Raw genomic sequence first — 23,141 nt, 5'->3', positions numbered from 1 at the left:
ACGCCCGGTTACATTCCGAACCCGGAAGCTAAGCCTTACAGCGCCGATGGTACTGCAGGGGGGACCCTGTGGGAGAGTAGGACGCCGCCGAACAATCTTTGGAGGACCCCTGGTCACCAGCGTTCAGCTGGGACCAGGGGTCCTTTTCGCATTTCCCGTACAGAAGACAGGAGTCACCGATGTCCGCCAACTCTCCCGATGAGCGCCCCGAGCGCGATCAGCGCCGCCGGGACGGTGGTGACCGCGGTGACCGTGGCGGGTTCCGCGGAGGACCGCGCCGTGATGACCGCCGTGATGACCGCCGAGGCTTCCGTCGTGACGACGACCGTGGTGGTTTCGGCCGTCGTGACGACCGTGGTGGTTTCCGTCGTGACGACAGGCCCGAGCGGGGCGATCGTCCCGAGCGCGGGGATCGTGGCGGCTTCCGCCGTGACGACCGCCGTGATGACCGGCGGGATGGTGACCGCGGGGGCTTCGGCCGTCGCGACGACCGTGACCGCGGCTTCCGCCGTGAGGGCGACCGCCCCACCTACCGCCGCGACGACCGCCGTGACGACCGGAGGGACGAGCGCCGCGACTTCGACCGCGGTGACCGTCGCGACGAGCGTCGGGACTTCGACCGCGGCGACCGTCGTGACGACCGGGGCGAGCGCCGTGATGACCGCCGAGGCTTCCGTCGTGACGACGACCGTGGTGGTTTCGGCCGTCGTGACGACCGTGGTGGATTCCGTCGTGACGACAGGCCCGAGCGGGGCGATCGTCCCGAGCGCGGGGATCGTGGCGGCTTCCGCCGTGACGACCGCCGTGATGACCGGCGGGATGGTGACCGCGGGGGCTTCGGCCGCCGCGACGACCGTGACCGCGGCTTCCGCCGTGAGGGCGACCGCCCCACCTACCGCCGCGACGACCGCCGTGACGACCGGAGGGACGAGCGCCGCGACTTCGACCGCGGCGAGCGCCGTGACGACCGCCGGGACCACCGGAGGGACGACCGCCGTGACGACCGCCGGGACCACCGGAGGGACGACCGCCGTGACTTCGAACGCAGCGACCGCCGTGACGACCGCCGGGACTTCAACCGCGGCGACCGTCGCGACGACCGGCGGGACTTCAACCGCGGCGACCGTCGCGACGACCGGCGGGACTTCAACCGCGGTGACCGTCGCGACGACCGCCGTGACTTCGACCGCGGTGACCGCGGTGACCGCGGTGGCTTCCGTGGCCGTGACGACCGTGGCGGGCGCGGCCCGCGTCGGGACGACCGGGGCGGACGCCCGGGTGGTTTCCGGGGCGGCCGTGACGACCGGCGCGGTGGCGGGCGTTTCGGCGACGACCGGGACCGTGACCGGGACCGGGAGCCGATCAAGCGGCTGCCGATCCCGGAGGACGTCACGGGCGAGGAGATCGACAAGGACGTGCGGCAGGAGCTGCAGAGCCTGCCCAAGACGCTCGCCGAGGACGTCGCCAAGAACCTGGTGATGGTCGCCCGGCTCATCGACGAGGACCCCGAGGGCGCCTACGGCTACTCCAGGGTGGCCCTGCGCCTGGCGTCCCGTGTCGCGGCCGTGCGAGAGGCGGCCGGGTTCGCCGCGTACGCGAGCCAGAAGTACAGCGAGGCGCTCGCCGAGTTCCGGGCCGCCCGGCGGATGACCGGGAACGTGGACCTGTGGCCCGTCATGGCCGACTGCGAGCGCGGTCTCGGACGGCCGGAGAAGGCGCTGGACATGGCCGGGGCGCCGGAGGTGCACAAGCTCGACAAGGCCGGGCAGGTGGAGATGCGGCTCGTCGCGGCCGGCGCCCGGCGGGACATGGGCCAGCTGGACGCGGCCATCGTGACGCTGCAGAGCCCCGAACTGGCCTCCGGCTCGGTTCAGCCGTGGACCGCGCGCCTGCGGTACGCCTACGCCGACGCGCTGCTCGCCGCCGGCCGGGACTCCGAGGCGCGGGAGTGGTTCGCCAAGGCCGTCGAGGCCGACCGGGACGGCAGCACCGACGCCTCGGACCGGCTGGCCGAGCTGGACGGTGTGGAGTTCACCGACGCGCTCGACGAGACCGACGCGCTCGACGAGACCGACGAGAACGCAGAGACCGACGAGAACGCAGAGACCGACGAGAACGCAGAGACCGACGAGAATGCAGACAACGGCGTGACCGGCGAGAGCGGCAACGCCGAGCCGGCCGACAAGGACTGACGGACACCACAGGACGTCAGGCCGTCACGCCGACCGTCACAGACAGAGGGCGGGCCCCGGTCACCGGGGCCCGCCCTTCGTCGTTTCAGAGGTCCAGTGCCCTCAGCACCAGTCCCGACGCCGGCTTGGGGCCGAACGACGTCGACTTGCGGGGCATCGTGACACCCTGGCGGGCCAGGTCGCGGACGACCTCCTCGCGGACCGGGTGCATCAGGACGGCCGTACCGCCGTCGCGTTCGGCCTTCTCCACGGTGGCGACCGTGTCGTGGATGTAGGCGATGTGGGCCGGGGAGTCCTCGGGGATGTGCCAGACGTGCTCGAGGAGCGTGGCGTGCAGGACGGTCGCGTCGAGGGTCCGCCAGGCGGCGGGGTGCTCCGCCGGGATGGTACGGGCCAGCAGGGCCGGGTCCGGGCGGTCCACGAGATGGAAGCTGCCGTCGCCGGCGATCAGGAAGGCGTTGCCCTCGCAGGCCGCGTCCGCGAGTGCCTCCAGCGCGTCCGCCAGGGGCAGGTCCAGACGCCGTACGCGGAACAGGCCCTCCAGGGCGGACAGCGCGTCGGCGACCGGCAGGCCGTGCAGCAGGCGGTGGATGGCGCGTACCCGGAGCGGGTAACGGGCCGTGTCGACGAGGAGGACCAGACCGTAGTCCCAGGCGCTGGGGGAGGGGTGTTCCGCGCGCAGCCGGCGGTAGGTCGCCCAGCGGTGATGGCCGTCGGCGATCAGGGCCTGGTGCCGGGCCAGGTCCCCCTGCACGCGCGCGAGGTCGTCGGGGTCGGTGACCGCCCACAGGCGGTGGCCGAAGCCGTCCTCGGTGGTCGTCGACAGCAGCGGCGGCCGCTCGGCGACGCGTTCGATGATCATGGTGGTGGCGGCGGTCGAGCCGTCGCCGCGGTAGGTGAGCAGCAGCGGTTCGAGATTGGCGCTGGTCGCGCGCATCAGAGCGGCGCGGTCCGCGACCACGTGCGGCATGACGTCCTCGTGCGGCAGCACCACGCCCTCCGCCGGCTCCGACACGCGCAGCGCGCCGATCAGTCCGCGTTGCAGCATGCCGTCGCCGTCGCGCTGCTCGTAGACGTACAGGGCCGGTTCCGGGTCGGCGGCCAGGACGCCCTCGGAGAGCCAGCGGCGCAGGGTCTCCGCCGCCTGTTTGTTGCGGGCGCTGGGCGTTTCGGCCTGCGGCAGAATCAGCCGGACGATGTTGTACGGATCGGCCGACTGGAGGTGGTGCAGGCCGTCGGGCCGCACGACGACGTCGTACGGCGGGGACGTCACGGCGGCCAGGCTGCCGACCCGGTCCGGGTCGTAGCGCAGCCCGCGGAACGGGGTGAGTTCGAGGCCCGGGCGCGGTGTCGCCGGTGGGGGACCTGCTGTGTTCATCCCGGCATCGTACGTGTGTCAGTGGCGTGGGGGATGATCGGGGGAAAACGGGTTTCATGAGGAGAGATGCGGAATGACCCAGGGCGTCAGGACGAGGCCCGAAGGCAGTGCACAGGCCCTGAGCGAGGCGTACGACACGGCCCTGCTCGACCTGGACGGAGTGGTCTACGCGGGCGGTCACGCGATCGCGCACGCGGTCGACTCGCTGGGCACCGCCCGCGCGGGCGGGATGCACCTGGCGTACGTCACCAACAACGCCCTGCGTACCCCCGCCGCGGTGGCGGCACACCTCACCGAGCTGGGCATACGGGCGGAGGCGGCCGATGTGGTCACCTCCGCTCAGGCGGTGGCCCGGCTGATCGCGGACCAGGTGCCGTCGGGCGCGCGCGTACTGGTGATCGGCGGTGAGGGGCTGCGTACGGCGCTGCGCGAGCGCGGGCTGGAGCCAGTCGAGTCGGCCGACGACGACCCGGCCGCGGTGGTGCAGGGCTACGGCGGTCCGGAGCTGGCGTGGGGGCGTTTCGCGGAGGCGTGCTACGCCATCGCGCGCGGGGTGCCCTGGTTCGCCTCCAACACCGATCTGACGATTCCGGGCGCACGCGGGATCGCGCCCGGCAACGGCGCGGCGGTGGAGGTCGTCCGGATCGCCACGGGCGCGGAGCCGCAGGTGGCGGGTAAGCCGCTGCCGCCCATGCACCGCGAGACGATCCTGCGCACCGGTGCCGAGCGGCCGCTGGTGGTCGGGGACCGGCTGGACACCGACATCGAGGGCGCGTTCAACGGCGGGGTCGACTCGCTGCTCGTCCTGACCGGCGTGACCGACGGCGCGAAGCTGCTCGCCGCGCCCCCTCGGCACCGGCCGACGTATGTCGACGCGGATCTGCGGGGGTTGCTCACCGGGCAGCCGGAAATCACTCGGGAGGGTGACGGTTTCCGGTGCGGCGGATGGACGGCGACGGCGGACACCGGTCTTGAGCTGAACGGCGAGGGGGAGGCACTGGACGGGCTGCGGGCGCTGTGCGCGGCGGCGTGGACGGCAGGCGGAGAGGACGCGTGCGAGCTGGACGGGGGGAAGGCGCTGGCGCGACTGGGGCTCTGAATCGGGTGAGGCGCCGGGAACCGTCGAGCCGGTGGAGAGGGTAGGCTAACCTAACCTCGTGTTGGTCGACAGTCCCCCGGAAGAGCGCGCGGCGGCCGCCGCCGCGCCCCCAACCCGTCGAGGCGCGCGGGCCGTTGGGCTCCTCGCCTCCGTCGCGGTACTGCTGCTCGTCGCCCTGGCGAGCATCGCGATCGGAGCGAAGGAGCTGTCCCTGGCCCAGGTCTGGCACGGCCTGTTCCAGGACTCGGGGACGTACGGCGACGTCGTCGTCGGCGAGCGGCTGTCCCGTACCGTCCTCGGACTGCTCGCCGGATCGGCGCTCGGGCTGGCCGGGGCCGTGCTCCAGGCGCTGACCCGCAACCCGCTCGCCGATCCGGGCATCCTCGGCATCAACGCCGGCGCGTCCGCCGCCGTCGTCACCGCCATCACCTTCCTGGGCGTGACCAGCCTGAGCGGCTACGTCTGGTTCGCCTTCCTCGGCGCCGCGGCCGTGGGCGCCCTGGTGTGGTTCCTCGGCGGCAGCCGGGGCGCCACGCCCGTACGCCTCGCGCTCGCCGGCACCGCGATCGGCGCCGCGCTGTACGGCTACGTCCAGGCCGTGATGATCATGGACGGGGCGGCGCTGGGCAGGATGCGGTTCTGGACCGTGGGTTCGCTCGCCTCCGCCACGACGGCGACCGTCATCCAGGTGCTCCCGTTCTTCGCGGTCGGCACGGTCGTCGCCCTGCTGCTGGCCCGGCCGCTCAACGCCATGGCCATGGGCGACGACACTGCCCGCGCCCTCGGCGCCGACCTGAACCGCACCCGGGCGCTCGCCATGCTCGCCGCGACCGTGCTGTGCGGGGCCGCGACCGCCGCCTGCGGGCCGATCGTCTTCGTCGGGCTGATGGTCCCGCACGTCGTGCGCTCCTTCACCGGACCCGACCTGCGCTGGATCCTGCCCTACGCCACGGTCCTGTCCCCCGTGCTGCTGCTCGGCGCCGACGTCGTGGGGCGGATCGTCGCCCGGCCCGCCGAGCTCCAGGTCGGGGTCGTCACCGCGATCATCGGCGGCCCGGTGTTCATCCTGCTCGTACGGCGGCGGAGGACGGCCCAGCTGTGAAGACCACCCGCACCCCCCGCCCCGTACGGGCCCTGCGCACCCCCGGCGGGCTGTCCCTGCGCCTCGACGTCCGCACCTGCGCGGTCGTCGCCCTGCTGGCGCTGGCCGCGATCGCGGCGAGCGTCGTGCTGATCGGCACCGGAGACTTCCCGATCCCGGCCTCCGACGTGCTCAGGACGCTCGTCGGCCAGGGCGGACAGGGGCAGGAGTTCGTCGTCCGCGAACTGCGGCTGCCGCGCGTCCTCGTCGGGCTCCTGGTCGGCGGCTGCCTCGGCGTCGGCGGCGCGCTGTTCCAGTCCGTCTCCCGCAATCCGCTGGGCAGCCCGGACGTGCTCGGCCTCTCCCAGGGCTCGGCCGCCGGTGCCCTCACCGTCATCGTCCTTTTCTCGGGCAGCGCCACCGCGGTCACCCTCGGCGCGCTCGTGGGCGGCCTGGTCACCGGTACGGCCATCCATCTGCTGGCCTGGAAGCAGGGCGTGCACGGGTACCGGCTCGTCCTGGTCGGAATCGGCGTCTCCGCGGTGGTCACCGCCGTCAACGGCTACCTGATCACCAAGGCCGACTTCGTGGACGCGGCCCGAGCGGTGGTCTGGATGACCGGTTCGCTGAACGGGCGCGACTGGACCCAGGTCGGACCGCTGGCCGTGCTGTGCGCCGTGGTGCTCCCGGTCGTCCTCGCCAACGCGCGCGCCCTGCGGATGCTGGAGATGGGCGACGACGTCTCCTACGCGCTCGGGGTGCGCGTCGAACGCGTACGGCTGCTGCTGATGGGCTGTGCCGTCCTGGTGGTCGCCGCCGCCACCGCGGCCGCCGGCCCCGTGAGCTTCGTGGCCCTGACCGCGCCGCAGCTGGCCCGGCGCCTGACCCGCTCCCCGGGCCCCAACCTGGTGCCCTCCCTGTGCATGGGCGCCGCCCTGCTGGTCACCGCCGACCTGGCCGCGCAGCGGGCCTTCGGCGCCGACCAGCTGCCGGTCGGCGTGGTCACCGGCGTGCTCGGCGGGGTCTACCTGCTGTGGCTGCTGGTCACCGAGCGCAGGGCCGGGCGGATATGAGCGCCCGCAGCAACGCAGTGAGCAACCGAAGGAGCACCGTGAACCGCCTGTCCGCCGACAACGTCACCCTCGCCTACGACCAGCGCGTCATCGCCGAGCAGCTGTCGGTGGAGATACCCGACAACTCCTTCACGGTGATCGTCGGCCCCAACGCGTGCGGCAAGTCCACCCTGCTGCGGGCGCTGTCGCGGATGCTCAGGCCCAGCCGGGGCCGGGTGCTCCTCGACGGGCAGGTCATCCAGTCGATGCCCGCCAAGAAGGTCGCCCGGACGCTCGGCCTGCTGCCGCAGTCCTCGATCGCGCCCGACGGGATCACCGTCGCCGACCTCGTGGGCCGCGGCCGCTACCCGCACCAGGGGATCCTGCGCCAGTGGTCCGCCGAGGACGAGCGGGTCGTGCGCGAGTCCATGGAGCGGACCGGCGTCGCTCCGCTCGCCGAGCGGTACGTCGACGAGCTGTCGGGCGGCCAGCGGCAGCGCGTGTGGATCGCCATGGCGCTGGCCCAGCAGACGCCGCTGCTGCTGCTCGACGAGCCGACGACGTACCTGGACATCCAGCACCAGATCGACGTCCTCGACCTGTGCGCCGAACTGCACGAGGAACAGGGGCGCACCCTCGTCGCCGTGCTGCACGACCTGAACCACGCCGCCCGCTACGCCACCCACCTCGTCGCCCTGCGCGGTGGCCGGGTCATCGCCCAGGGCGCGCCGAACGACATCGTCACCGCCGAACTCGTGGAGGAGGTGTTCGGGCTGCGCTGCCAGGTCATCGAGGACCCGGAGACCGGCACGCCGCTGGTGGTGCCGGCGGCGCGCGCGGCCCGCGCGTGTGTGGCGGCCCACGGCGCGGTCGCCGGCCCGGCCGCTACAGAAGCTTCGTGAGCCGCATCAGGTCCAACAGGCTCGCCTGGAGCTTCACCCGCCCCGACCCCCAGGCCTTGGCGAACGCCAGCTCCCCGCCGACCATCGCGAGCAGGTCGTCGCCGGTCATGGCGAGCCGGATCTCGGCCTTTCCGGGCGGCGGGCCCTGAACGGTGTCCCGCACCTCTATCCGGCCGCCGACGAGGCGGCCCAGGAAGGTGACGTCCAGATCCTTGATGTGGCAGCTCACCGAGCGGTCCAGGGCCGCCGCCTCGCGGACGTCCCCTTCCGCTGTCGCCATGTTGTCGGAGAGTCTTTCGAGTGCGCTGCGGCACTCCTCGATCGTTGCCATCACCACCGACGTTACCCCAGGGCTTCGCGGTAGCGTCTGGGCATGACCGACTCTGTGACCGGGACGGAGGTCCCGGAGGAGGCGGCGGACCCCGAAGGGGAGGCTCCACCGCCCGGCGGCGAGGCGGCCGACGCGACCGGCGGGCACGACCCCGCCGCCCCCGCCCCGCTGCTCGTGCCCCGCACCCCCACCGGCGACGCCCGCGTCGACGCGGCCCTGGAACGGCTCGGCGACGCCGACCACCTCGCCACGGACGGACACCTCGAGGTGTACGAGGATGTACACGGGGGGCTGCGTGACGCGCTCACCGCGCTCGACGCCCGTCCGGCACCTCCGGCGCCCCCCGCGCAGTCACCGCCGTACCGACACAGGAGCTGAACCGAACGTGGCAGGAGTCGCACGCCGCCGTCTCGACGCGGAGCTGGTCCGCAGGAAGCTCGCACGCTCGCGCGAGCACGCCGGCCAGCTGATCGCCGCCGGGCGGGTCACCGTCGGCAAGACCGTCGCGACCAAGTCCGCCACCCAGGTGGAGACCGCCGCCGCCATCGTCGTCGCCTCCGACGACAGCGACCCCGACTACGTCTCCCGGGGCGGGCACAAGCTGGCCGGCGCGCTGGAGGCCTTCGTACCGCGCGGGCTGGTCGTCGAGGGGCGGCGGGCACTGGACGCCGGCGCGTCCACCGGAGGCTTCACCGACGTGCTGCTGCGCGCGGGCGCCGCACACGTCGTCGCCGTCGACGTCGGATACGGACAACTCGCCTGGTCTTTGCAGAGCGATGAACGCGTCACCGTCAAGGACCGTACGAACGTACGCGAGTTGACGCTCGAAGCGATCGATGGGGAGCCTGTGGATCTTGTCGTGGGGGATCTGTCCTTCATCCCGCTCGGCCTGGCGCTGCCCGCCCTGGTGCGGTGCGCGAAGCCGGACGCCGACCTGGTGATGATGGTCAAGCCGCAGTTCGAGGTGGGGAAGGAACGGCTGGGCAGCGGGGGTGTCGTACGGAGCCCGGAGCTGCGGGCGGAGGCCGTGCGGACCGTGGCCGGGAAGGCGTGGGAACTGGGGCTGGGGGCCGAAGGCGTCACCGCCAGTCCACTGCCCGGGCCCTCCGGGAACGTCGAATACTTTCTGTGGCTGCGTGCCGGGGCGCCCGCTCTGGACCCGGCCGATGTTGACCGTGCAGTGGCGGAGGGGCCGCGTTGACACAGACCCAAGCTCGAACCGTTTTCCTGCTGGCCCACACCGGGCGGCCGGCCGCCATCCGCAGTGCCGAACTCGTGGTCAAAGGGCTGCTGCTGTCCGGCATCGGCGTACGCGTCCTGGAGGCGGAGGCACGCGACCTGCCGCTGCCGGACGAGGTGGAGCTCGTCAGGGAGGCCACCCCGCAGTGTCTCGACGGGTGCGAGCTGCTCATCGTGCTGGGCGGTGACGGCACGCTGCTGCGCGGCGCGGAGTTCGCCCGCGCCTCGGGCGTGCCGATGCTCGGGGTCAACCTCGGGCGGGTCGGGTTCCTCGCCGAGGCCGAGCGGGACGACCTGGACAAGGTCGTCGACCGGGTGGTCAGCAAGGCCTACGAGGTCGAGGAGCGCATGACCGTCGACGTGGTCGTGCACCGCAACGGGGACATCGTGCACACCGACTGGGCGCTGAACGAGGCGGCCGTGCAGAAGGTGTCCGCCGAGCGGATGCTGGAGATCGTGCTCGAGATCGACGGGCGCCCGGTGACCGGGTTCGGCTGCGACGGCATCGTCTGCGCCACCCCCACCGGGTCCACCGCGTACGCCTTCTCCGCCGGCGGGCCCGTGGTGTGGCCGGAGGTCGAGGCGCTGCTGATGGTGCCGATCTCCGCGCACGCGCTGTTCGCCAAGCCCCTGGTGACGTCGCCCGACTCCGTGCTGGCCGTCGAGGTGCTGCCGCACGTCCCGCCGGGCGTGCTGTGGTGCGACGGACGGCGCACGGTCGAACTGCCGCCCGGTGCGCGCGTGGAGGTGCGCCGCGGAGCGGTACCGGTCCGGCTGGCCCGCCTGCACCACGCCTCGTTCACGGACCGCCTGGTGGCCAAGTTCGCGCTGCCGGTCTCGGGGTGGCGCGGGGCGCCGCACTAGGACGGCCGTCCCGGGACACGGGTGGACGGGCGTGCCCCCTCTATGGGTGGGGCGGCGTCGCACGACGCGACCAAAACCTCGTATGGTCGTGGTCGTGTTGGAGGAGATGCGGATACGGTCACTCGGAGTGATTGACGACGCGGTCGTCGAGCTGTCCCCGGGGTTCACCGCCGTCACCGGTGAGACCGGGGCGGGCAAGACCATGGTGGTCACCAGTCTGGGACTGCTGCTGGGCGGACGCGCGGATCCGGCGCTGGTGCGGATCGGCGCCGGGAAGGCGGTCGTGGAGGGGCGGGTCACCGTACCCGCGGACGCCTCCGCCGCCGTACGGGCCGAGGAGGCCGGTGCCGAGCTCGACGACGGGGCGCTGCTGATCAGCCGCACCCTCTCTGCCGAGGGCCGCTCCCGGGCGCACCTGGGTGGGCGGAGCGTGCCGGTGGGGCTGCTCGCCGAACTCGCCGACGAACTGGTGGCCGTGCACGGGCAGACCGACCAGCAGGGGCTGCTCAAGCTGTCCCGGCAGCGGCAGGCGCTCGACCGGTACGCCGGCGACGCCGTCGCCGTGCCGCTCGCCAAGTACGCCGAGGCCTACCGCCGGCTCCGCGTCGTGACCGCGGAGCTGGACGAGATCACCACGCGTGCGCGTGAGCGGGCCCAGGAGGCCGACATGCTGCGCTACGGCCTCGACGAGATCGCCGGGGTCGAACCGCGGGCCGGGGAGGACACCGAGCTGGCCGAAGAGGCGGAGCGGCTCGGCCACGCCGAGGCGCTGTCCGCCGCCGCGACGGCCGCGCACGCCGCTCTCGCGGGCAATCCGGAGGACCCCGAGGGCATCGACGCGGCCACGCTCGTCGCGGGCGCCCAGCGGGCCCTGGAGGCCGTGCGGTCGCACGATCCGGCGCTGGCCGCGCTCGCCGACCGCATCGGCGAGATCGGCATCCTGCTCGGCGACGTGGCCGGGGAGCTGGCGGGGTACGCCGACGACCTGGACGCCGATCCGCTGCGGCTGGCGGCGGTGGAGGAGCGGCGGGCCGCGCTCGGCGCGCTGACCCGCAAGTACGGCGAGTACGAGAAGGGCGTCGCCGCCGTGCTCGCCTGGGCCGAGCGGAGCGCCGCGCGCCTCACCGAGTTGGACGGCGACGACGAGCGGACCGGGGAGCTGACCGCCGAGCGGGACGCGCTGCGCACCGAACTGGGCGGTCTGGCCCAGGCGCTGACGGACGCCCGCACGGAGGCCGCGGAGCGGTTCGCCGCCGCCGTGACGGCCGAGCTGGCCTCCCTGGCCATGCCGCACGCGCGCGTGTCGTTCGACATCCGGCAGACCGAGGACCCCGAGGGCGTCGAGGTCGGCGGCCGTACCGTCGCCTGCGGGCCGGCCGGCGCCGACGAGGTCGAACTGCTGCTCGCCCCGCACCCCGGGGCGCCGCCCCGGCCGATCGCCAAGGGCGCCTCCGGCGGTGAGCTGTCGCGCGTGATGCTGGCCGTCGAGGTCGTCTTCGCCGGGACGGATCCGGTGCCGACGTATCTGTTCGACGAGGTCGACGCGGGCGTCGGCGGCAAGGCGGCTGTGGAGATCGGGCGGCGCCTGGCCCGCCTGGCGAAGAGCGCCCAGGTCGTCGTCGTCACCCACCTGCCCCAGGTCGCTGCCTTTGCCGACCGGCAGTTGCTGGTGGAGAAGACCAACGACGGCTCGGTGACCCGGTCGGGCGTGAAGGTGCTCGAGGGTGAGGACCGCGTCCGGGAGCTGTCCCGGATGCTGGCCGGCCAGGAGGACTCGCAGACGGCCCGGGCGCACGCCGAGGAACTGCTCGCCGCGGCCCGGGCGGACGTCTAGACAGTGCGTAGGGTGGCGAAATGATCTCCCGCGCCGCCACCCCGCGCACCCAGCCCCCCACTCCCACCCGACCCGCCACCACCGTCCTCCCCACCGCACCGCCGGCCGGACGCGAATGCTGGGGCCGCAGGCACCACGAGGGACGACCCATAGGGCGGCACACCGGCCCGGCGACGGCCGTAGCCGGGGTCGGCCGTGTGCGGTCCACGGTCGGTCCGGCGGTGGCGGCCGCGTGTGCCGGGTCGGCGGTGGCTGTAGTGGCCGCGGCCGGGGTCGGTCGAGTGCGGTCCGCGGCGGGCCCGGCCGCGTGCGCTGGGTCGGCGGCGGCTGTGTATGCCGTGTCGGCGACGGCCACGACGGCCACGACGGCCACGACGGCCACGACGGCCACGACGGCCACGACGGCCACGACGGCCACGACGGCCACGACGGCCACGACGGCCACTACGGCCACGACGGCCGGGGCTGGCCGTGTGCGGCCCGAGGTCGCTTTGGCGGGGTCGGTCGTTGAGAGTTGCGGCGTCCACGACTACGTCGCCGGTGGCTCGCGGCGCGGCTTCCGGGCGTGCCTCGCTGTCCTGCGGTGCGGTGAGGTCGCCCGCGGGACGGCCGAGCTGCCGTGGATCCCCGCCGCCGGGGCGAGGCTGAAGGAATGGCTCCCGGACGGAGCGTTGATCGCCGGGGGCCGCGTGCGTCGTCGGCCTCCCGGACTGCGGCCCGGTCGGTTGGCCGGCGCGGTGTTCGCGCTGCCGTGCGGTGGACCGGTCGCTGCCGGGGGAGTTGCCGCGGCGGTGCTGCCCCGCGCGCTCGGGGAGCGGGTGGTGAACGGTGGTACAGGGGCGCACGCCCTGGACGTGGCGCCGTCGCGTGCGACGGGCGCGGCGGACTGGTCGCGCACGCCCTCGCGGTGGCCGCCGCTGCCGCGCGCGGGGAGAAAGTGAACGCGCCGAGGGCGGCACCGACCCGCCGGTTTCACTCTTATGAGTGATCCGGCGTCAAGCTGTCGGACCATTCCCGCAGGCGCCCGGCACCCCGCGCCGACCCGGAACACCCGTACGTACTGGCATCCTTGGACGCTGCGGGCAGTGAGCCGGGACAGCGTGTGCGGCTTTGTACCCCGGCTCGATACCTTCTGTACGTTTCCCCGTGACCCTCCCGACGCCGAACCAGGAGCCCCGGCCGCGTGAGCCCCGTGAGCAGCCACGTATCGCACGGTCAGTCGACGCTGCGCACCGTGCAGGTGCTGGGCGGAGGCAGCGCCGGCAGCAGCGCGCACGTGCGGTCGCTGGCCGCGGGCCTGGTCGCCCGGGGCGTGCGGGTGACGGTGTGCGCCCCCGCCGAGGCCGACCGCGCCTACTCCTTCACCGGCGTCGGCGCCCAGCACGTGCACGTGCCGCGCAGCAGCGACCCGGTGTCCGTGGCCGCGCTGCGCACGGTCTGCGCGGACGCCGACCTGGTGCACGCGCACGGGCTGCACGCCTCCTTCCGCGCCGTCCTGGCGCTGAGCGGCCGCAGCACGCCCCTCGTGGTGACCTGGCACAACCACGCGCACGCCGAAGGGGCCCGCGCGCACCTGATGCGGCTGCTGGAGCGCCGTGTGGTCAGGGCCGCCACCGTCGTGCTCGGCACCACCTCCGAACTCGTCGACCGGGCCCGGGGCAGGGGCGCGCGGGACGCCCGGCTCGCCGCCGTCGCGATGCCCCGGCCGGCCGCCGGATACGAGCACCCGGACCGTCCGAGCTCCAAGGTGCGGGCGGAACTCGGCGCCACCGACCGGCCGTTGCTGATCGCCGTCGCCTCCCTGGACCCGGGCCGCGGCCACGAGCTGCTGCTGGACGCGGCCCGCGCCTGGCGCCTCCTGGAACCCGTGCCGCTGCTCGTCGTCGCGGGGGAGGGGCCCCTGCGCGCGGAGTTCCAGCGGCGGATCGAGGACGAGGAGCTGCCGGTCCGGCTGCTCGGGCGGCGCGACGACGTCGGCGAGCTGCTCGCCGCCGCCGACCTGGCGCTGCTGCCCAGGAGCTGGGAGGCCCGCTCCGTCCTCGCCCAGGAGGCCCTGCACGCGCGGGTGCCGCTCGTCGCGGCGCGGACCGGCGGCATTCCCGAACTCGTGGGCGACGCGGCCGAACTGGTACCGGACCAGGACGCGGACGCGTTCACCGGCGCCGTCATACGGCTGCTCGGCGACCCCGAACGCCGCGAGGCGCTGCGGGACATGGGCACCCGGCAGGCCGCCACCTGGCCCACCGAGGACGACACGGTCGCCCAGGTGCTCAGCGTCTACGACGAGTTGACCAAGCCCCGGCCGCTGACCTGACGCTCACGGCACGTGCCGGCGGGCCCGCAGGGCCAGGCTCAGTGCCAGGACCGTCTGCGGGTCGTCGAGGTCGGTGCCCAGCAACTCCCCGATCCGGGCCAGGCGGTTGTAGAGCGTCTGCCGGTTCAGGTGCAGCTCGCGGGCGGTCTCCGCCTTGCGGCCCGCGTGCGCCAGATACGTCTGGAGGGTGGGCAGCAGCGGCGGCTTCGAGCGCTGGTCGTGGTCCCGCAGCGGGCCGATGGCGCGGTCCACGAAGGCCGCCAGGTCGGGGTGGTCGCGCAGCCGCCACAGCAGCAGGTCGATGTCCAGGCGGCGGGCGTCGTACCAGGGGCGGTCCGGCAGCCCCTGCGCCGCCGTCGCCGTCTCCGCCGCGTGCCGCAGGCCCGCCGAGGCGGCCGCCCAGCCGCCCGCCACACCGACGACCACCACCTCCGGCTGCCCGCCCGGCCGCCGCATCCCGGCCCGCTCCACACCCGCCCGCAGTGCCGCAGCGACCCGGTCCGCGACGGTGGGCCGCTCCGCCTCCGAGCGCAGGCCGACCAGCAGCGGCACCCGGCCCTCGACCGGCCGCACGCCCAGCAGCACCGGCACGCCCACCGAGGCGAGTTCCTCGGCGACCGCGCGGGCCAGTACCGCCCAGCCCCCGCCGCCGCCGGCCGCGCTCGGCCGGGTGGCGTCCCCGGTGGACGCGAGGGCGTCGCCGAGCCGCATCACCACGGGCAGCAGCGGACTGTTGCCCGGCTTGAAACCGAGGACCCGGGCCTGCGCGGGAGCGTCCTCCGCGGCGATACGTCCCTCGGCGAGGTCGGTGAGGAAGTCGCCGCGGCCGCGCGCCGCCAGCTCCTCGTCCTGGCGGGCCTGCATCAGCACCACGGCCAGGAGGCCCGCCGCCCGCTCGGCGGCCATGCGGTGCACCGGGGCCAGCGGCGAGCGGACCGGCAGCAGCACGAGCCGGGCGCGCACCGAGCCGGTGCCGGGTCCGCCGCCGGGCACGTCCACGACGACCGAACCGGCCGGTGGCGCCGCGTCCCTGCGCTGGCCGCGCAGTCCCTCCCAGACCTGGAGCGGATCGGCGCCCTCGGGGCCGGAGCCGGCCGCGTACAGCAGCTGCCCGTCCGGGGTCTCCAGGAAGACCGGGTTGCCGCCGAAGTCGGCCAGGATGCCGAGCACCTGCGGCACTCCGCCGCCGCCGAGCAGTGCCTGAGTGCAGCGGCGGTGCACCTCCTCGGCCCGCTGGAGCAGCGCGTAGTGGCCGTTGACGATCTCCGTGTGGATCTCCTCGGTGACCGCCACGAACGGCACCTCGCGGTGCAGCTGGACGAGGGGGAGACCGGCGGTCCGCGCGGTCTCGACGAGGGCGGCGGGCAGGCGGGTGAAGCGCGGACCCAGCTCCACCACCAGCGCCGCGATGCCGCGGTCGGCGAGGGTGCGCACGAAGGCCCGCTGGTCGGCGGGGCGGGTGCCGAGGCCGTAGCCCGTGGTCAGCAGGAGTTCGCCGCCCTTGAGGAGGGAGGCGATGTTGGGGACCTCGCCGGCGTGCACCCAGCGGACGGTGCGGGTCAGCTTGTCGGCGCCGGCGAGGACCTCGGGGAGGCCGCTGCGCAGGCCGGGCAGTTCGAGGGCGCGTTGGACGGTGATGCCGGTGCCCTCGGTGTCGAATCTGCGGTCCATGAAGCGGACGCTACCTCTGCCCGCAGGGCCGCGGCAGCGTCGGGTGGCCGGAGTGGTCCGACCACCCTGAGCTGGGCCGACCGCCGGGCGGGCGCGCTCGCCCGCCCGGCGCCGGGTCAGCCTCCGTAGGCGCCGCTGGCCGTCAGGCGCAGGGCCGTGTCGATCAGCGGCACATGGCTGAAGGCCTGCGGGAAGTTGCCGACCTGGCGCTGGCGGCGCGGGTCCCACTCCTCGGCGAGGAGGCCCAGGTCGTTGCGGAGCGAGAGGAGCTTGTCGAAGAGCTTGCGCGCCTCGTCCACGCGGCCGATCATCGCCAGGTCGTCGGCCATCCAGAAGGAGCAGGCGAGGAAGGCGCCCTCGTCGCCGGGCAGGCCGTCGACGCCCGCGTGGTCGCCGTCGGTGGGGTAGCGCAGGATGAACCCGTCCGCGGTGGACAGCTCGCGCTGGATCGCCTCGATGGTGCCGATGACCCGCTTGTCGTCCGGCGGCAGGAAGCCCATCTGTGGGATGAGCAGCAAGGACGCGTCCAGCTCCCGCGAACCGTAGGACTGCGTGAAGGTGTTGCGCTCCTTGTCGTAGCCCTTCTCGCACACCTCGCGGTGGATGTCGTCGCGCAGCACCTTCCAGCGCTCCAGCGGGCCGTCCGCCTCTCCGGACTCGATGAGCTTGATGGTGCGGTCGACGGCGACCCACGCCATGACCTTGGAGTGCACGAAGTGGCGGCGCGGCCCGCGCACCTCCCAGATGCCCTCGTCCGGCTCCTGCCAGTGCTTCTCCAGGTACTGGATCAGCTTGAGCTGGAGCAGCGCGGCGTAGTCGTTGCGGGCCAGGCCCGTCATGTGGGCCAGGTGCAGTGCCTCGGTGACCTCGCCGTAGACGTCCAGCTGGAGCTGGTGCGCGGCGCCGTTGCCCACCCGGACCGGCGCGGAGTTCTCGTAGCCGGGCAGCCAGTCCAGCTCCGCCTCGCCCAGCTCGCGCTCGCCGGCGATGCCGTACATGATCTGGAGGTTGTCCGGGTCGCCGGCGACGGCCCGCAGCAGCCACTCGCGCCAGGCGCGGGCCTCCTCGCGGTAGCCGGTCCGCAGCAGCGAGGACAGGGTGATCGCCGCGTCGCGCAGCCAGGTGTACCGGTAGTCCCAGTTGCGCACACCGCCGATGTCCTCGGGCAGGGACGTGGTGGGGGCCGCCACGATGCCGCCGGTCGGGGCGTAGGTCAGGGCCTTGAGCGTGATGAGGCTGCGGACCACGGCCTCGCGGTAGGGGCCGTGGTACGTGCAGTGCCCGACCCACTCGCGCCAGAAATCCTCCGTCGCCTCGAGCGCCTGCTCCGGCTCCGGCAGCGGCGGCGGCTCCTTGTGCGAGGCCTGCCAGGAGATCGTGAACGCGATCCGGTCACCGGGAGCGACCGTGAAGTCCGCGTACGTGGTCAGCGACTTGCCGTAGGTCTTCACCGATGTGTCGAACCACACGGAGTCCGGACCCGCCACCGCCACCGTGCGGCCCTCGTGCCGGTGCACCCACGGCACGACCCGGCCGTAGGAGAAGCGCATGCGCAGCGCCGAGCGCATCGGCACCCGGCCGGTGACGCCCTCCACGATGCGGATCAGCTGCGGGGCGCCGTCGCGCGGGGGCATGAAATCGGTCACGCGGACCGTGCCGCGCGGGGTGTCCCACTCGGATTCCAGGATCAGCGAGTCGCCACGGTAACTGCGCCGGGCCGCCTTGGGCGGCTGTGTGCCGGCCGCGAAGGCCGGGCCGATCCGCCAGAAACCGTGTTCCTCGGTACCCAGCAGGCCCGCGAAGATGGCATGGGAATCGAAGCGGGGCAGGCACAGCCAGTCGACTGTCCCGTCCCGGCAGACCAGGGCAGCGGTCTGCATGTCTCCGATGAGTGCGTAGTCTTCGATGCGCCCGGCCACGTGCAACTCCAGTCGAACGGCCACGTCACACCCCGCGAAGGGGCTGTCGCTAGTGCGGTCAAGGGGTGGTTGTAATGCGTCGTCGAGCGGTGGGGGGACCGCCGGTCGGCCGTGGGGGCAGAACGACAACCCTTGCTCAACGAACTGACGAGCTCTTGTTGTTCCGGGTCATACGGACGGGGGTGGTGCCGTGTTGCCGGCGGGGCTCCTCAGCGAGTGTCCGAGCAGGATACGACGCACGTAGATGATCTGCGTGCCGCTCCGGGCAACCCGGGTGCGCCGAACGAGTGAGCCATGGGTGAGGGACCTGTGAGTGGTACGCGCACGTGTCCGGGCGTGCGCGGAGCGTGGCCGGGAGCCATGCCCGTCAGGCGCTGATACCCTGGTAGCCCGTGGACCGGTGGGCACGAAACCCCCGAACCGCAGCGACGGCGCCTCAGCCGGACACCCGGGTTCCCCGGACCGGCCAGCCGTACCGCACGACAAACCGCGACCACGGGAGCCCCCTCTTGGCCATGCCGCCCGCTGCTTTCCGAAACAGCAAAGCCACGACGACCAAGCACATCTTCGTCACCGGGGGTGTCGCCTCCTCGCTCGGCAAGGGCCTCACCGCCTCCAGCCTGGGCATGCTGCTGAAGGCCCGGGGCCTGCGCGTCGTGATGCAGAAGCTGGACCCGTACCTCAACGTCGACCCGGGCACGATGAACCCCTTCCAGCACGGTGAGGTGTTCGTCACCAACGACGGCGCCGAGACCGACCTGGACATCGGCCACTACGAGCGCTTCCTCGACCGCGACCTGGACGGCTCCGCCAACGTCACCACCGGCCAGGTGTACTCCACGGTCATCGCAAAGGAGCGGCGCGGCGAGTACCTGGGTGACACGGTGCAGGTCATCCCGCACATCACCAACGAGATCAAGCACCGCATCCGGCGCATGGCCACCGACGAGGTGGACGTCGTCATCACCGAGGTCGGCGGCACGGTCGGCGACATCGAGTCGCTGCCGTTCCTGGAGACCGTCCGCCAGGTCCGCCACGAGGTCGGCCGGGACAACGTCTTCGTCGTGCACATCTCGCTGCTTCCCTACATCGGCCCCTCCGGGGAGCTGAAGACCAAGCCGACCCAGCACTCGGTCGCCGCGCTGCGCAACATCGGCATCCAGCCGGACGCGATCGTGCTGCGCTGCGACCGCGAGGTGCCCACCGCGATCAAGCGCAAGATCTCCCTGATGTGCGACGTCGACGAGGCGGCCGTGGTCGCCTGCCCCGACGCCCGGTCGATCTACGACATCCCGAAGGTCGTGCACTCCGAGGGCCTGGACGCCTACGTCGTGCGCAAGCTGGACCTGCCCTTCCGCGACGTGGACTGGACGACCTGGGACGACCTGCTGGACCGCGTCCACAAGCCCGAGCACGAGATCACCCTGGCCCTGGTCGGCAAGTACATCGACCTGCCCGACGCCTATCTGTCGGTGACCGAGGCGCTGCGCGCGGGTGGCTTCGCCAACAGGGCCCGGGTGACGATCAAGTGGGTCACCTCCGACGACTGCAAGACCGCGGCCGGCGCCGAGCAGCAGCTCGCCGGCGTCGACGGCATCTGCATCCCGGGCGGCTTCGGCGACCGCGGCGTGCTCGGCAAGGTCGGCGCCATCCGCTACGCCCGCGAGAACGGCATCCCGCTGCTGGGCCTGTGTCTGGGCCTGCAGTGCATCGTGATCGAGGCCGCCCGCAACCTCGCCGACATCGCGGACGCCAACTCCACCGAGTTCGACCCGGCCACCGGCCACCCGGTGATCTCCACCATGGCCGAGCAGATGGACATCGTCGCCGGCGAGGGCGACATGGGCGGCACCATGCGGCTCGGCATGTACCCGGCGAAGCTGGCCGAGGGCTCGATCGTGCGCGAGGTCTACGACGGCAAGGAGTACGTCGAGGAGCGCCACCGCCACCGCTACGAGGTGAACAACGCCTACCGCGCGGAGCTGGAGAAGAAGGCGGGCATCGTCTTCTCCGGTACCTCCCCGGACGGCAAGCTCGTCGAGTACGTGGAGTACCCGCGCGAGGTCCACCCCTACCTGGTCGCCACCCAGGCGCACCCGGAGCTGCGCTCGCGCCCGACGCGTCCGCACCCGCTGTTCGCGGGCCTGGTGAAGGCCGCCGTCGAGCGGAAGAACTCCAAGTAGCACACCCGGTTGTACGGTTGCGGGGGTGCGTACCGTCGAAGGTGCGCACCCCCGTTCTGCTTGCGCACGTCGGAAAGGCCAGGGCATGACGATCAAGGACGTCCCGGAGGAGTGGGAGATCCGGGCCACCAGCACCCCGTTCGTCGGCGGCAAGACCTCCATCCGCACCGACGACGTCGTCATGCCCGACGGCTCCGTGGTCACCCGCGACTACCAGGTGCATCCGGGCTCCGTGGCCGTCCTCGCCCTCGACGAGGAGGACCGGGTGCTGCTGATCCGCCAGTACCGCCACCCGGTGCGGCAGCGGCTGTGGGAGATCCCGGCGGGCCTGCTCGACGTGCCCGGCGAGAACCCGCTGCACGCCGCCCAGCGCGAGCTGTACGAGGAGGCCCACGTCAAGGCCGAGGACTGGCGGGTGCTGACCGACGTCTACACCACCCCGGGCGGCTGCGACGAGTCCGTGCGGATCTTCCTCGCCCGGGGCCTGTCCGAGGCGGTCGGCGAGCGCTTCGCGGCGGAGCACGAGGAGACCGACATGGAGCATGCGCGGATGCCGGTGGACGAACTGGTACGGGGCGTGCTCGCGGGCGAACTGCACAACAACTGCCTGGTGGTGGGTGTCCTGTCGCTGGTCGCCGCGCGCCAGGGGGACGGACTGGACGCGCTGCGCCCGGCTGAGGCGCCCTGGCCGGCGCGCCCCTTCGCGTCCTGAACACATCGGCGACCCCTGCGGTGTGACGATCGCCTGATCCGATCGGGCGACGTGTCCGCCGTGCTCCTCACGGAACGTCGCAGAGCGTGAACTAGGCTCTGGAAACGCCCGAACCGGAGTCCCGGCGGGCTTGCACGTGCGTGGGACGGGAGTGTGGCCCGTGACGGATCAGGCGGTGGACGCAGGTGGCGTGAACCTGTCCGGCGGGGACCGGTTCCCCGCGGCCGCGAAGAGTCTTTTCCTGGGCCGCACACGGGAGTTGAAGGAGCTGCGCGCCGACATCGAGCGGGCCGGCCTCGACACCCTGGCCGGCCGCAAGGAGCCGCGCGCACGCGTCCTGCTGATCGCGGGCAGGCCCGGCTCCGGCCGTACGGCGCTCGCCGAGGAACTCGTGGGGCAGGTCGCGCAGCGTTACCCCGGCGGTGTGCTGCGCGCCGGGCTCACCGAGCCCGACGGCACCCCCGTACCCGTCGAGGCCGTCGCCCGCGACCTGCTCGCCGCCCTCGATCTGCCGACCCCGCCCGGCGCCGCCGAGGACGACCTGACCGAGGCCCTGCGCACCGCCCTCGCCGAGCGCCGGGCGCTGCTCCTGCTCGACGACGCGGCCGGCGCGGACCAGGTCGACGCGCTACTGCCGGAGAACGCCGACTGCCTGCTCGTCGCCGTCTCCCGGGGCCCGCTCACCGGGATCGCCGACGTCCGCCCGTGCACCCTGGGCGGCCTGGACACCAAGTCCGGCGTGGAGCTGCTGGCGCAGCGCATCGACCCGGTGCGCATCACCGTCGACCCGCGCGCCGCCGAGAGCCTGGTCGAGGTCTGCCAGGGCCAGCCCGCCGCGCTGACCCTGGCCGGCGGCTGGCTCGCCGCCCACCCCCAGGCGGCGGTCGCCGACCTCGCCAAGCAGCTGCGCGCCGACCCCGACGAGCGCTCCGTCCTCGACCGGGTGCTCCGGTTGGTGCACGACACCCTGTCCGGTCCGGCCGCCCGGCTGCTGCGCCTGCTCTCCCTCGCCCCGGCCGGCGACGTCGACCCGCAGACAGCCTCCGCGCTCGCCGGCTGCTCGGTCGAGGCCGCCCGCGGCTTCCTCGACGACTTCGCCGAACTCGGCGTACTGCGCGCCGTTCCCTCATCACTGCCGTGCTACGAGGTCCCCGGCTGCCTGCACCCGCTGCTGGCGGACCTCGCCGGACGCCGGGACCGCCCCGCCGAGCTGCGGCTCGCCCGCGCCCGGATGCTGGAGCGGACCGTGCGGCTGCTCCAGTCCTGCCGGGCGATCACCGAGACCGACAGCCCCGAGACCAGGGAGAAGTTGAAGAGTCTGCCTCCCGGGCTGCGCTTCGCCACTCCGCGGGCCGCCGAGAAGTGGCTGCGGGCCCGCAGGCCCGCCCTGCTCGCCGCGGCCCGGCTCGCCGTCGCCGACGGCGAACTGGACACCCTGGCCCGCCGCTTGATGTCCCAGCTGGTGCGGGCCATGGTGGCGCACATCGGCACCCAGGCCGCCGCCGGTGACCTCTACGGCATCCACCGGCTCGTCCTGGACGTGGCCGAGCGGCGCGGGCTGCCCCGGGAGAGGGCCGCCGCCCTGCTGAACCTCGCCGACCTGGACGCCCGCACCGGGCGTACCGCCGGGGCACTGGCCCGCTACCGGGCCGCGCTGGACGCCGGACGGGAGGCCGACGACCCGTACGCGATCAACCGCGCCATGGAATCCGTAGGCAGCACCCACCAGGAGCTGGGGGACTACGACCGGGCCGCCGACTGGTTCGGCCGGGCCCTGGCGCAGCGGCTCGCGCGCGAGGAGCGCGAGGACGCCGCCCGCCTCTACGGCCGCATCGCCACCGCGCACACCTACGCGGGCCGCTACGGCGAGGCCCTGCGCGACTGGCGGGCGGCCGCCGCCATGCACCGCAAGGCGGGGGATGTCGCCGCCCACGCGCGGGCGTTGAGCGAGCTGGCGCGCGTCCAGGAGTACGCCGGGCGGCCCGAGGACTGCCTGCGCACCTGCCAGGAGGCGGTGGAGTGGGCCCGCCGCGCCGAGGACGTACGGCTCCAGGCGGCGCTCCAGTTGCGGCTCGCCGACACCCTGGAGCGGCTGGGCGACTCGGCCACGGCGGCCCTGCACCGCGGGACGGCCCGGCGCATGCTCGGCGACGAGATCCCTGCGGCCGAGGACGGCGGCCCGCAGGGCCCCTTGACGGAAGATGACGCCAATGCCTGCGAAATCCGCAGTGCATCCACTGAAGATTGATGCAATGGAAGGCTAGACAGAGAGAAAGCCTTCATTAGACTGGTTCTGCCGCTCGTTCTCCTGCGGTGTTGCCTGGTATGCCCCCGCATGCCGGGGTACGTCTGATATTGCCCCACATTCTC

The 23,141-nt window shown here is 73.4% G+C and carries 18 protein-coding genes and 1 rRNA gene; 14 read left to right on the top strand and 5 right to left on the bottom strand.

The genetic code is table 11. The features are described from left to right. Positions 1-93 (top strand): 5S ribosomal RNA (rrf, locus tag ABZ818_RS21465); the annotation flags it as partial. A gap of 80 nt (positions 94-173) precedes the next feature. On the opposite strand, the gene ABZ818_RS21460 is transcribed toward rrf, so the two are convergent. Continuing rightward, positions 174-1,016 carry a hypothetical protein gene (locus ABZ818_RS21460; protein WP_361416714.1) on the bottom strand — a complete coding sequence of 281 codons (843 nt, stop codon included), beginning with the start codon at positions 1,014-1,016 and terminating at the stop codon, positions 174-176. A 399-nt stretch (positions 1,017-1,415) separates the two neighbouring features. Here ABZ818_RS21460 and ABZ818_RS21455 point away from each other — a divergent pair, with 399 nt between their 5' ends. Beyond that, positions 1,416-2,192: a hypothetical protein gene (locus tag ABZ818_RS21455; RefSeq protein ID WP_361416711.1), complete on the top strand. Its 777-nt coding sequence runs from the start codon at positions 1,416-1,418 to the stop codon at positions 2,190-2,192. An 85-nt stretch (positions 2,193-2,277) separates the two neighbouring features. On the opposite strand, the gene ABZ818_RS21450 is transcribed toward ABZ818_RS21455, so the two are convergent. Continuing rightward, positions 2,278-3,570, bottom strand: coding sequence for a DUF1015 domain-containing protein (locus ABZ818_RS21450; protein ID WP_361416708.1), 1,293 nt, complete (start codon positions 3,568-3,570; stop codon positions 2,278-2,280). A 73-nt stretch (positions 3,571-3,643) separates the two neighbouring features. Between ABZ818_RS21450 and ABZ818_RS21445 the strand changes: the two genes are divergently transcribed. The 4 genes from ABZ818_RS21445 to ABZ818_RS21430 are packed head-to-tail and all read left to right on the top strand — an operon-like array spanning position 3,644 to position 7,704. Continuing rightward, positions 3,644-4,669: an HAD-IIA family hydrolase gene (locus ABZ818_RS21445; RefSeq protein WP_361416705.1), complete on the top strand. Its 1,026-nt coding sequence runs from the start codon at positions 3,644-3,646 to the stop codon at positions 4,667-4,669. A gap of 58 nt (positions 4,670-4,727) precedes the next feature. Further along, the gene (locus ABZ818_RS21440; protein ID WP_361416702.1) at positions 4,728-5,771 is read left to right on the top strand and encodes an iron chelate uptake ABC transporter family permease subunit; all 1,044 of its coding nucleotides are present in this window, start codon (positions 4,728-4,730) and stop codon (positions 5,769-5,771) included. After that, complete coding sequence (locus ABZ818_RS21435) at positions 5,768-6,823, top strand: iron chelate uptake ABC transporter family permease subunit (protein WP_361416699.1); 1,056 nt, start codon at positions 5,768-5,770, stop codon at positions 6,821-6,823. The genes ABZ818_RS21440 and ABZ818_RS21435 overlap by 4 nt, the downstream gene beginning before the upstream one ends. Then, the gene (locus ABZ818_RS21430) at positions 6,820-7,704 is read left to right on the top strand and encodes an ABC transporter ATP-binding protein (protein ID WP_361416696.1); all 885 of its coding nucleotides are present in this window, start codon (positions 6,820-6,822) and stop codon (positions 7,702-7,704) included. Before ABZ818_RS21435 ends, ABZ818_RS21430 begins: the two co-directional genes overlap by 4 nt. Here the strand turns inward: ABZ818_RS21430 and ABZ818_RS21425 are convergent. Further along, entirely contained in the window at positions 7,688-8,035 is a 348-nt protein-coding gene (locus ABZ818_RS21425; RefSeq protein WP_361416693.1) for an SCP2 sterol-binding domain-containing protein, read from the bottom strand. The genes ABZ818_RS21430 and ABZ818_RS21425 overlap by 17 nt on opposite strands. A 42-nt stretch (positions 8,036-8,077) precedes the next feature. Here ABZ818_RS21425 and ABZ818_RS21420 point away from each other — a divergent pair, with 42 nt between their 5' ends. The 5 genes from ABZ818_RS21420 (at position 8,078) to ABZ818_RS21400 (ending at position 14,286) form a co-directional block, all read left to right on the top strand. Continuing rightward, entirely contained in the window at positions 8,078-8,413 is a 336-nt protein-coding gene (locus ABZ818_RS21420; RefSeq protein ID WP_361416690.1) for a hypothetical protein, read from the top strand. Between the two features lie 7 nt (positions 8,414-8,420). Next, on the top strand, positions 8,421-9,236 hold the full coding sequence (locus ABZ818_RS21415) for a TlyA family RNA methyltransferase (RefSeq protein WP_361416687.1): 816 nt from the start codon (positions 8,421-8,423) through the stop codon (positions 9,234-9,236). Further along, complete coding sequence (locus ABZ818_RS21410) at positions 9,233-10,138, top strand: NAD kinase (protein WP_361416684.1); 906 nt, start codon at positions 9,233-9,235, stop codon at positions 10,136-10,138. The genes ABZ818_RS21415 and ABZ818_RS21410 overlap by 4 nt, the downstream gene beginning before the upstream one ends. Positions 10,139-10,220: 82 nt before the next feature. Next, positions 10,221-11,972: a DNA repair protein RecN gene (gene recN / locus ABZ818_RS21405; protein ID WP_361416681.1), complete on the top strand. Its 1,752-nt coding sequence runs from the start codon at positions 10,221-10,223 to the stop codon at positions 11,970-11,972. Between the two features lie 1,183 nt (positions 11,973-13,155). Beyond that, positions 13,156-14,286 (top strand): glycosyltransferase family 4 protein, encoded by a 1,131-nt coding sequence (locus ABZ818_RS21400; protein ID WP_361416678.1) that lies wholly within the window; start codon positions 13,156-13,158, stop codon positions 14,284-14,286. Positions 14,287-14,289: 3 nt separating this feature from the next. Here ABZ818_RS21400 and ABZ818_RS21395 read toward each other — a convergent pair whose 3' ends face one another. Both ABZ818_RS21395 and ABZ818_RS21390 read right to left on the bottom strand, forming a co-directional pair. After that, on the bottom strand, positions 14,290-15,957 hold the full coding sequence (locus tag ABZ818_RS21395) for a PucR family transcriptional regulator (protein ID WP_361416675.1): 1,668 nt from the start codon (positions 15,955-15,957) through the stop codon (positions 14,290-14,292). Between the two features lie 116 nt (positions 15,958-16,073). Continuing rightward, positions 16,074-17,876, bottom strand: coding sequence for a glycoside hydrolase family 15 protein (locus ABZ818_RS21390; protein ID WP_361416721.1), 1,803 nt, complete (start codon positions 17,874-17,876; stop codon positions 16,074-16,076). A gap of 515 nt (positions 17,877-18,391) precedes the next feature. On the opposite strand from ABZ818_RS21390, the gene ABZ818_RS21385 reads away from it, so the two are divergent. The 3 genes from ABZ818_RS21385 to ABZ818_RS21375 all read left to right on the top strand — a co-directional run bounded on the left by ABZ818_RS21385 (position 18,392) and on the right by ABZ818_RS21375 (position 23,019). Then, a complete protein-coding gene (locus ABZ818_RS21385; protein WP_361416672.1) occupies positions 18,392-20,059 on the top strand; it encodes a CTP synthase in 1,668 nt (555 codons plus the stop codon). An 85-nt stretch (positions 20,060-20,144) separates the two neighbouring features. After that, on the top strand, positions 20,145-20,771 hold the full coding sequence (locus ABZ818_RS21380) for an NUDIX hydrolase (protein ID WP_361416669.1): 627 nt from the start codon (positions 20,145-20,147) through the stop codon (positions 20,769-20,771). A gap of 160 nt (positions 20,772-20,931) precedes the next feature. Next, the gene (locus tag ABZ818_RS21375; protein WP_361416666.1) at positions 20,932-23,019 is read left to right on the top strand and encodes a tetratricopeptide repeat protein; all 2,088 of its coding nucleotides are present in this window, start codon (positions 20,932-20,934) and stop codon (positions 23,017-23,019) included. The last annotated feature ends 122 nt before the right edge of the window (positions 23,020-23,141 follow it).

The organism is Streptomyces sp. NPDC047453 (assembly GCF_040643155.1).
Taxonomy (GTDB): Bacteria; Actinomycetota; Actinomycetes; order Streptomycetales; family Streptomycetaceae; genus Streptomyces.
The sequence above is the reverse complement of the archived record's forward strand: the minus strand, read 5'-3'. Positions and strand labels throughout refer to the sequence as shown.

Bases quoted from the DNA above. Each gene is read 5' to 3' on its own strand.
- ABZ818_RS21450 (WP_361416708.1), bottom strand. From the start codon at position 3,570: ATGAACACAGCAGGTCCCCCACCGGCGACACCGCGCCCGGGCCTCGAA.
- ABZ818_RS21445 (WP_361416705.1), top strand. From the start codon at position 3,644: ATGACCCAGGGCGTCAGGACGAGGCCCGAAGGCAGTGCACAGGCCCTG.
- ABZ818_RS21430 (WP_361416696.1), top strand. From the start codon at position 6,820: ATGAGCGCCCGCAGCAACGCAGTGAGCAACCGAAGGAGCACCGTGAAC.
- ABZ818_RS21425 (WP_361416693.1), bottom strand. From the start codon at position 8,035: ATGGCAACGATCGAGGAGTGCCGCAGCGCACTCGAAAGACTCTCCGAC.
- ABZ818_RS21420 (WP_361416690.1), top strand. From the start codon at position 8,078: ATGACCGACTCTGTGACCGGGACGGAGGTCCCGGAGGAGGCGGCGGAC.
- recN (WP_361416681.1), top strand. From the start codon at position 10,221: ATGGTCGTGGTCGTGTTGGAGGAGATGCGGATACGGTCACTCGGAGTG.
- ABZ818_RS21395 (WP_361416675.1), bottom strand. From the start codon at position 15,957: ATGGACCGCAGATTCGACACCGAGGGCACCGGCATCACCGTCCAACGC.
- ABZ818_RS21385 (WP_361416672.1), top strand. From the start codon at position 18,392: ATGCCGCCCGCTGCTTTCCGAAACAGCAAAGCCACGACGACCAAGCAC.
- ABZ818_RS21380 (WP_361416669.1), top strand. From the start codon at position 20,145: ATGACGATCAAGGACGTCCCGGAGGAGTGGGAGATCCGGGCCACCAGC.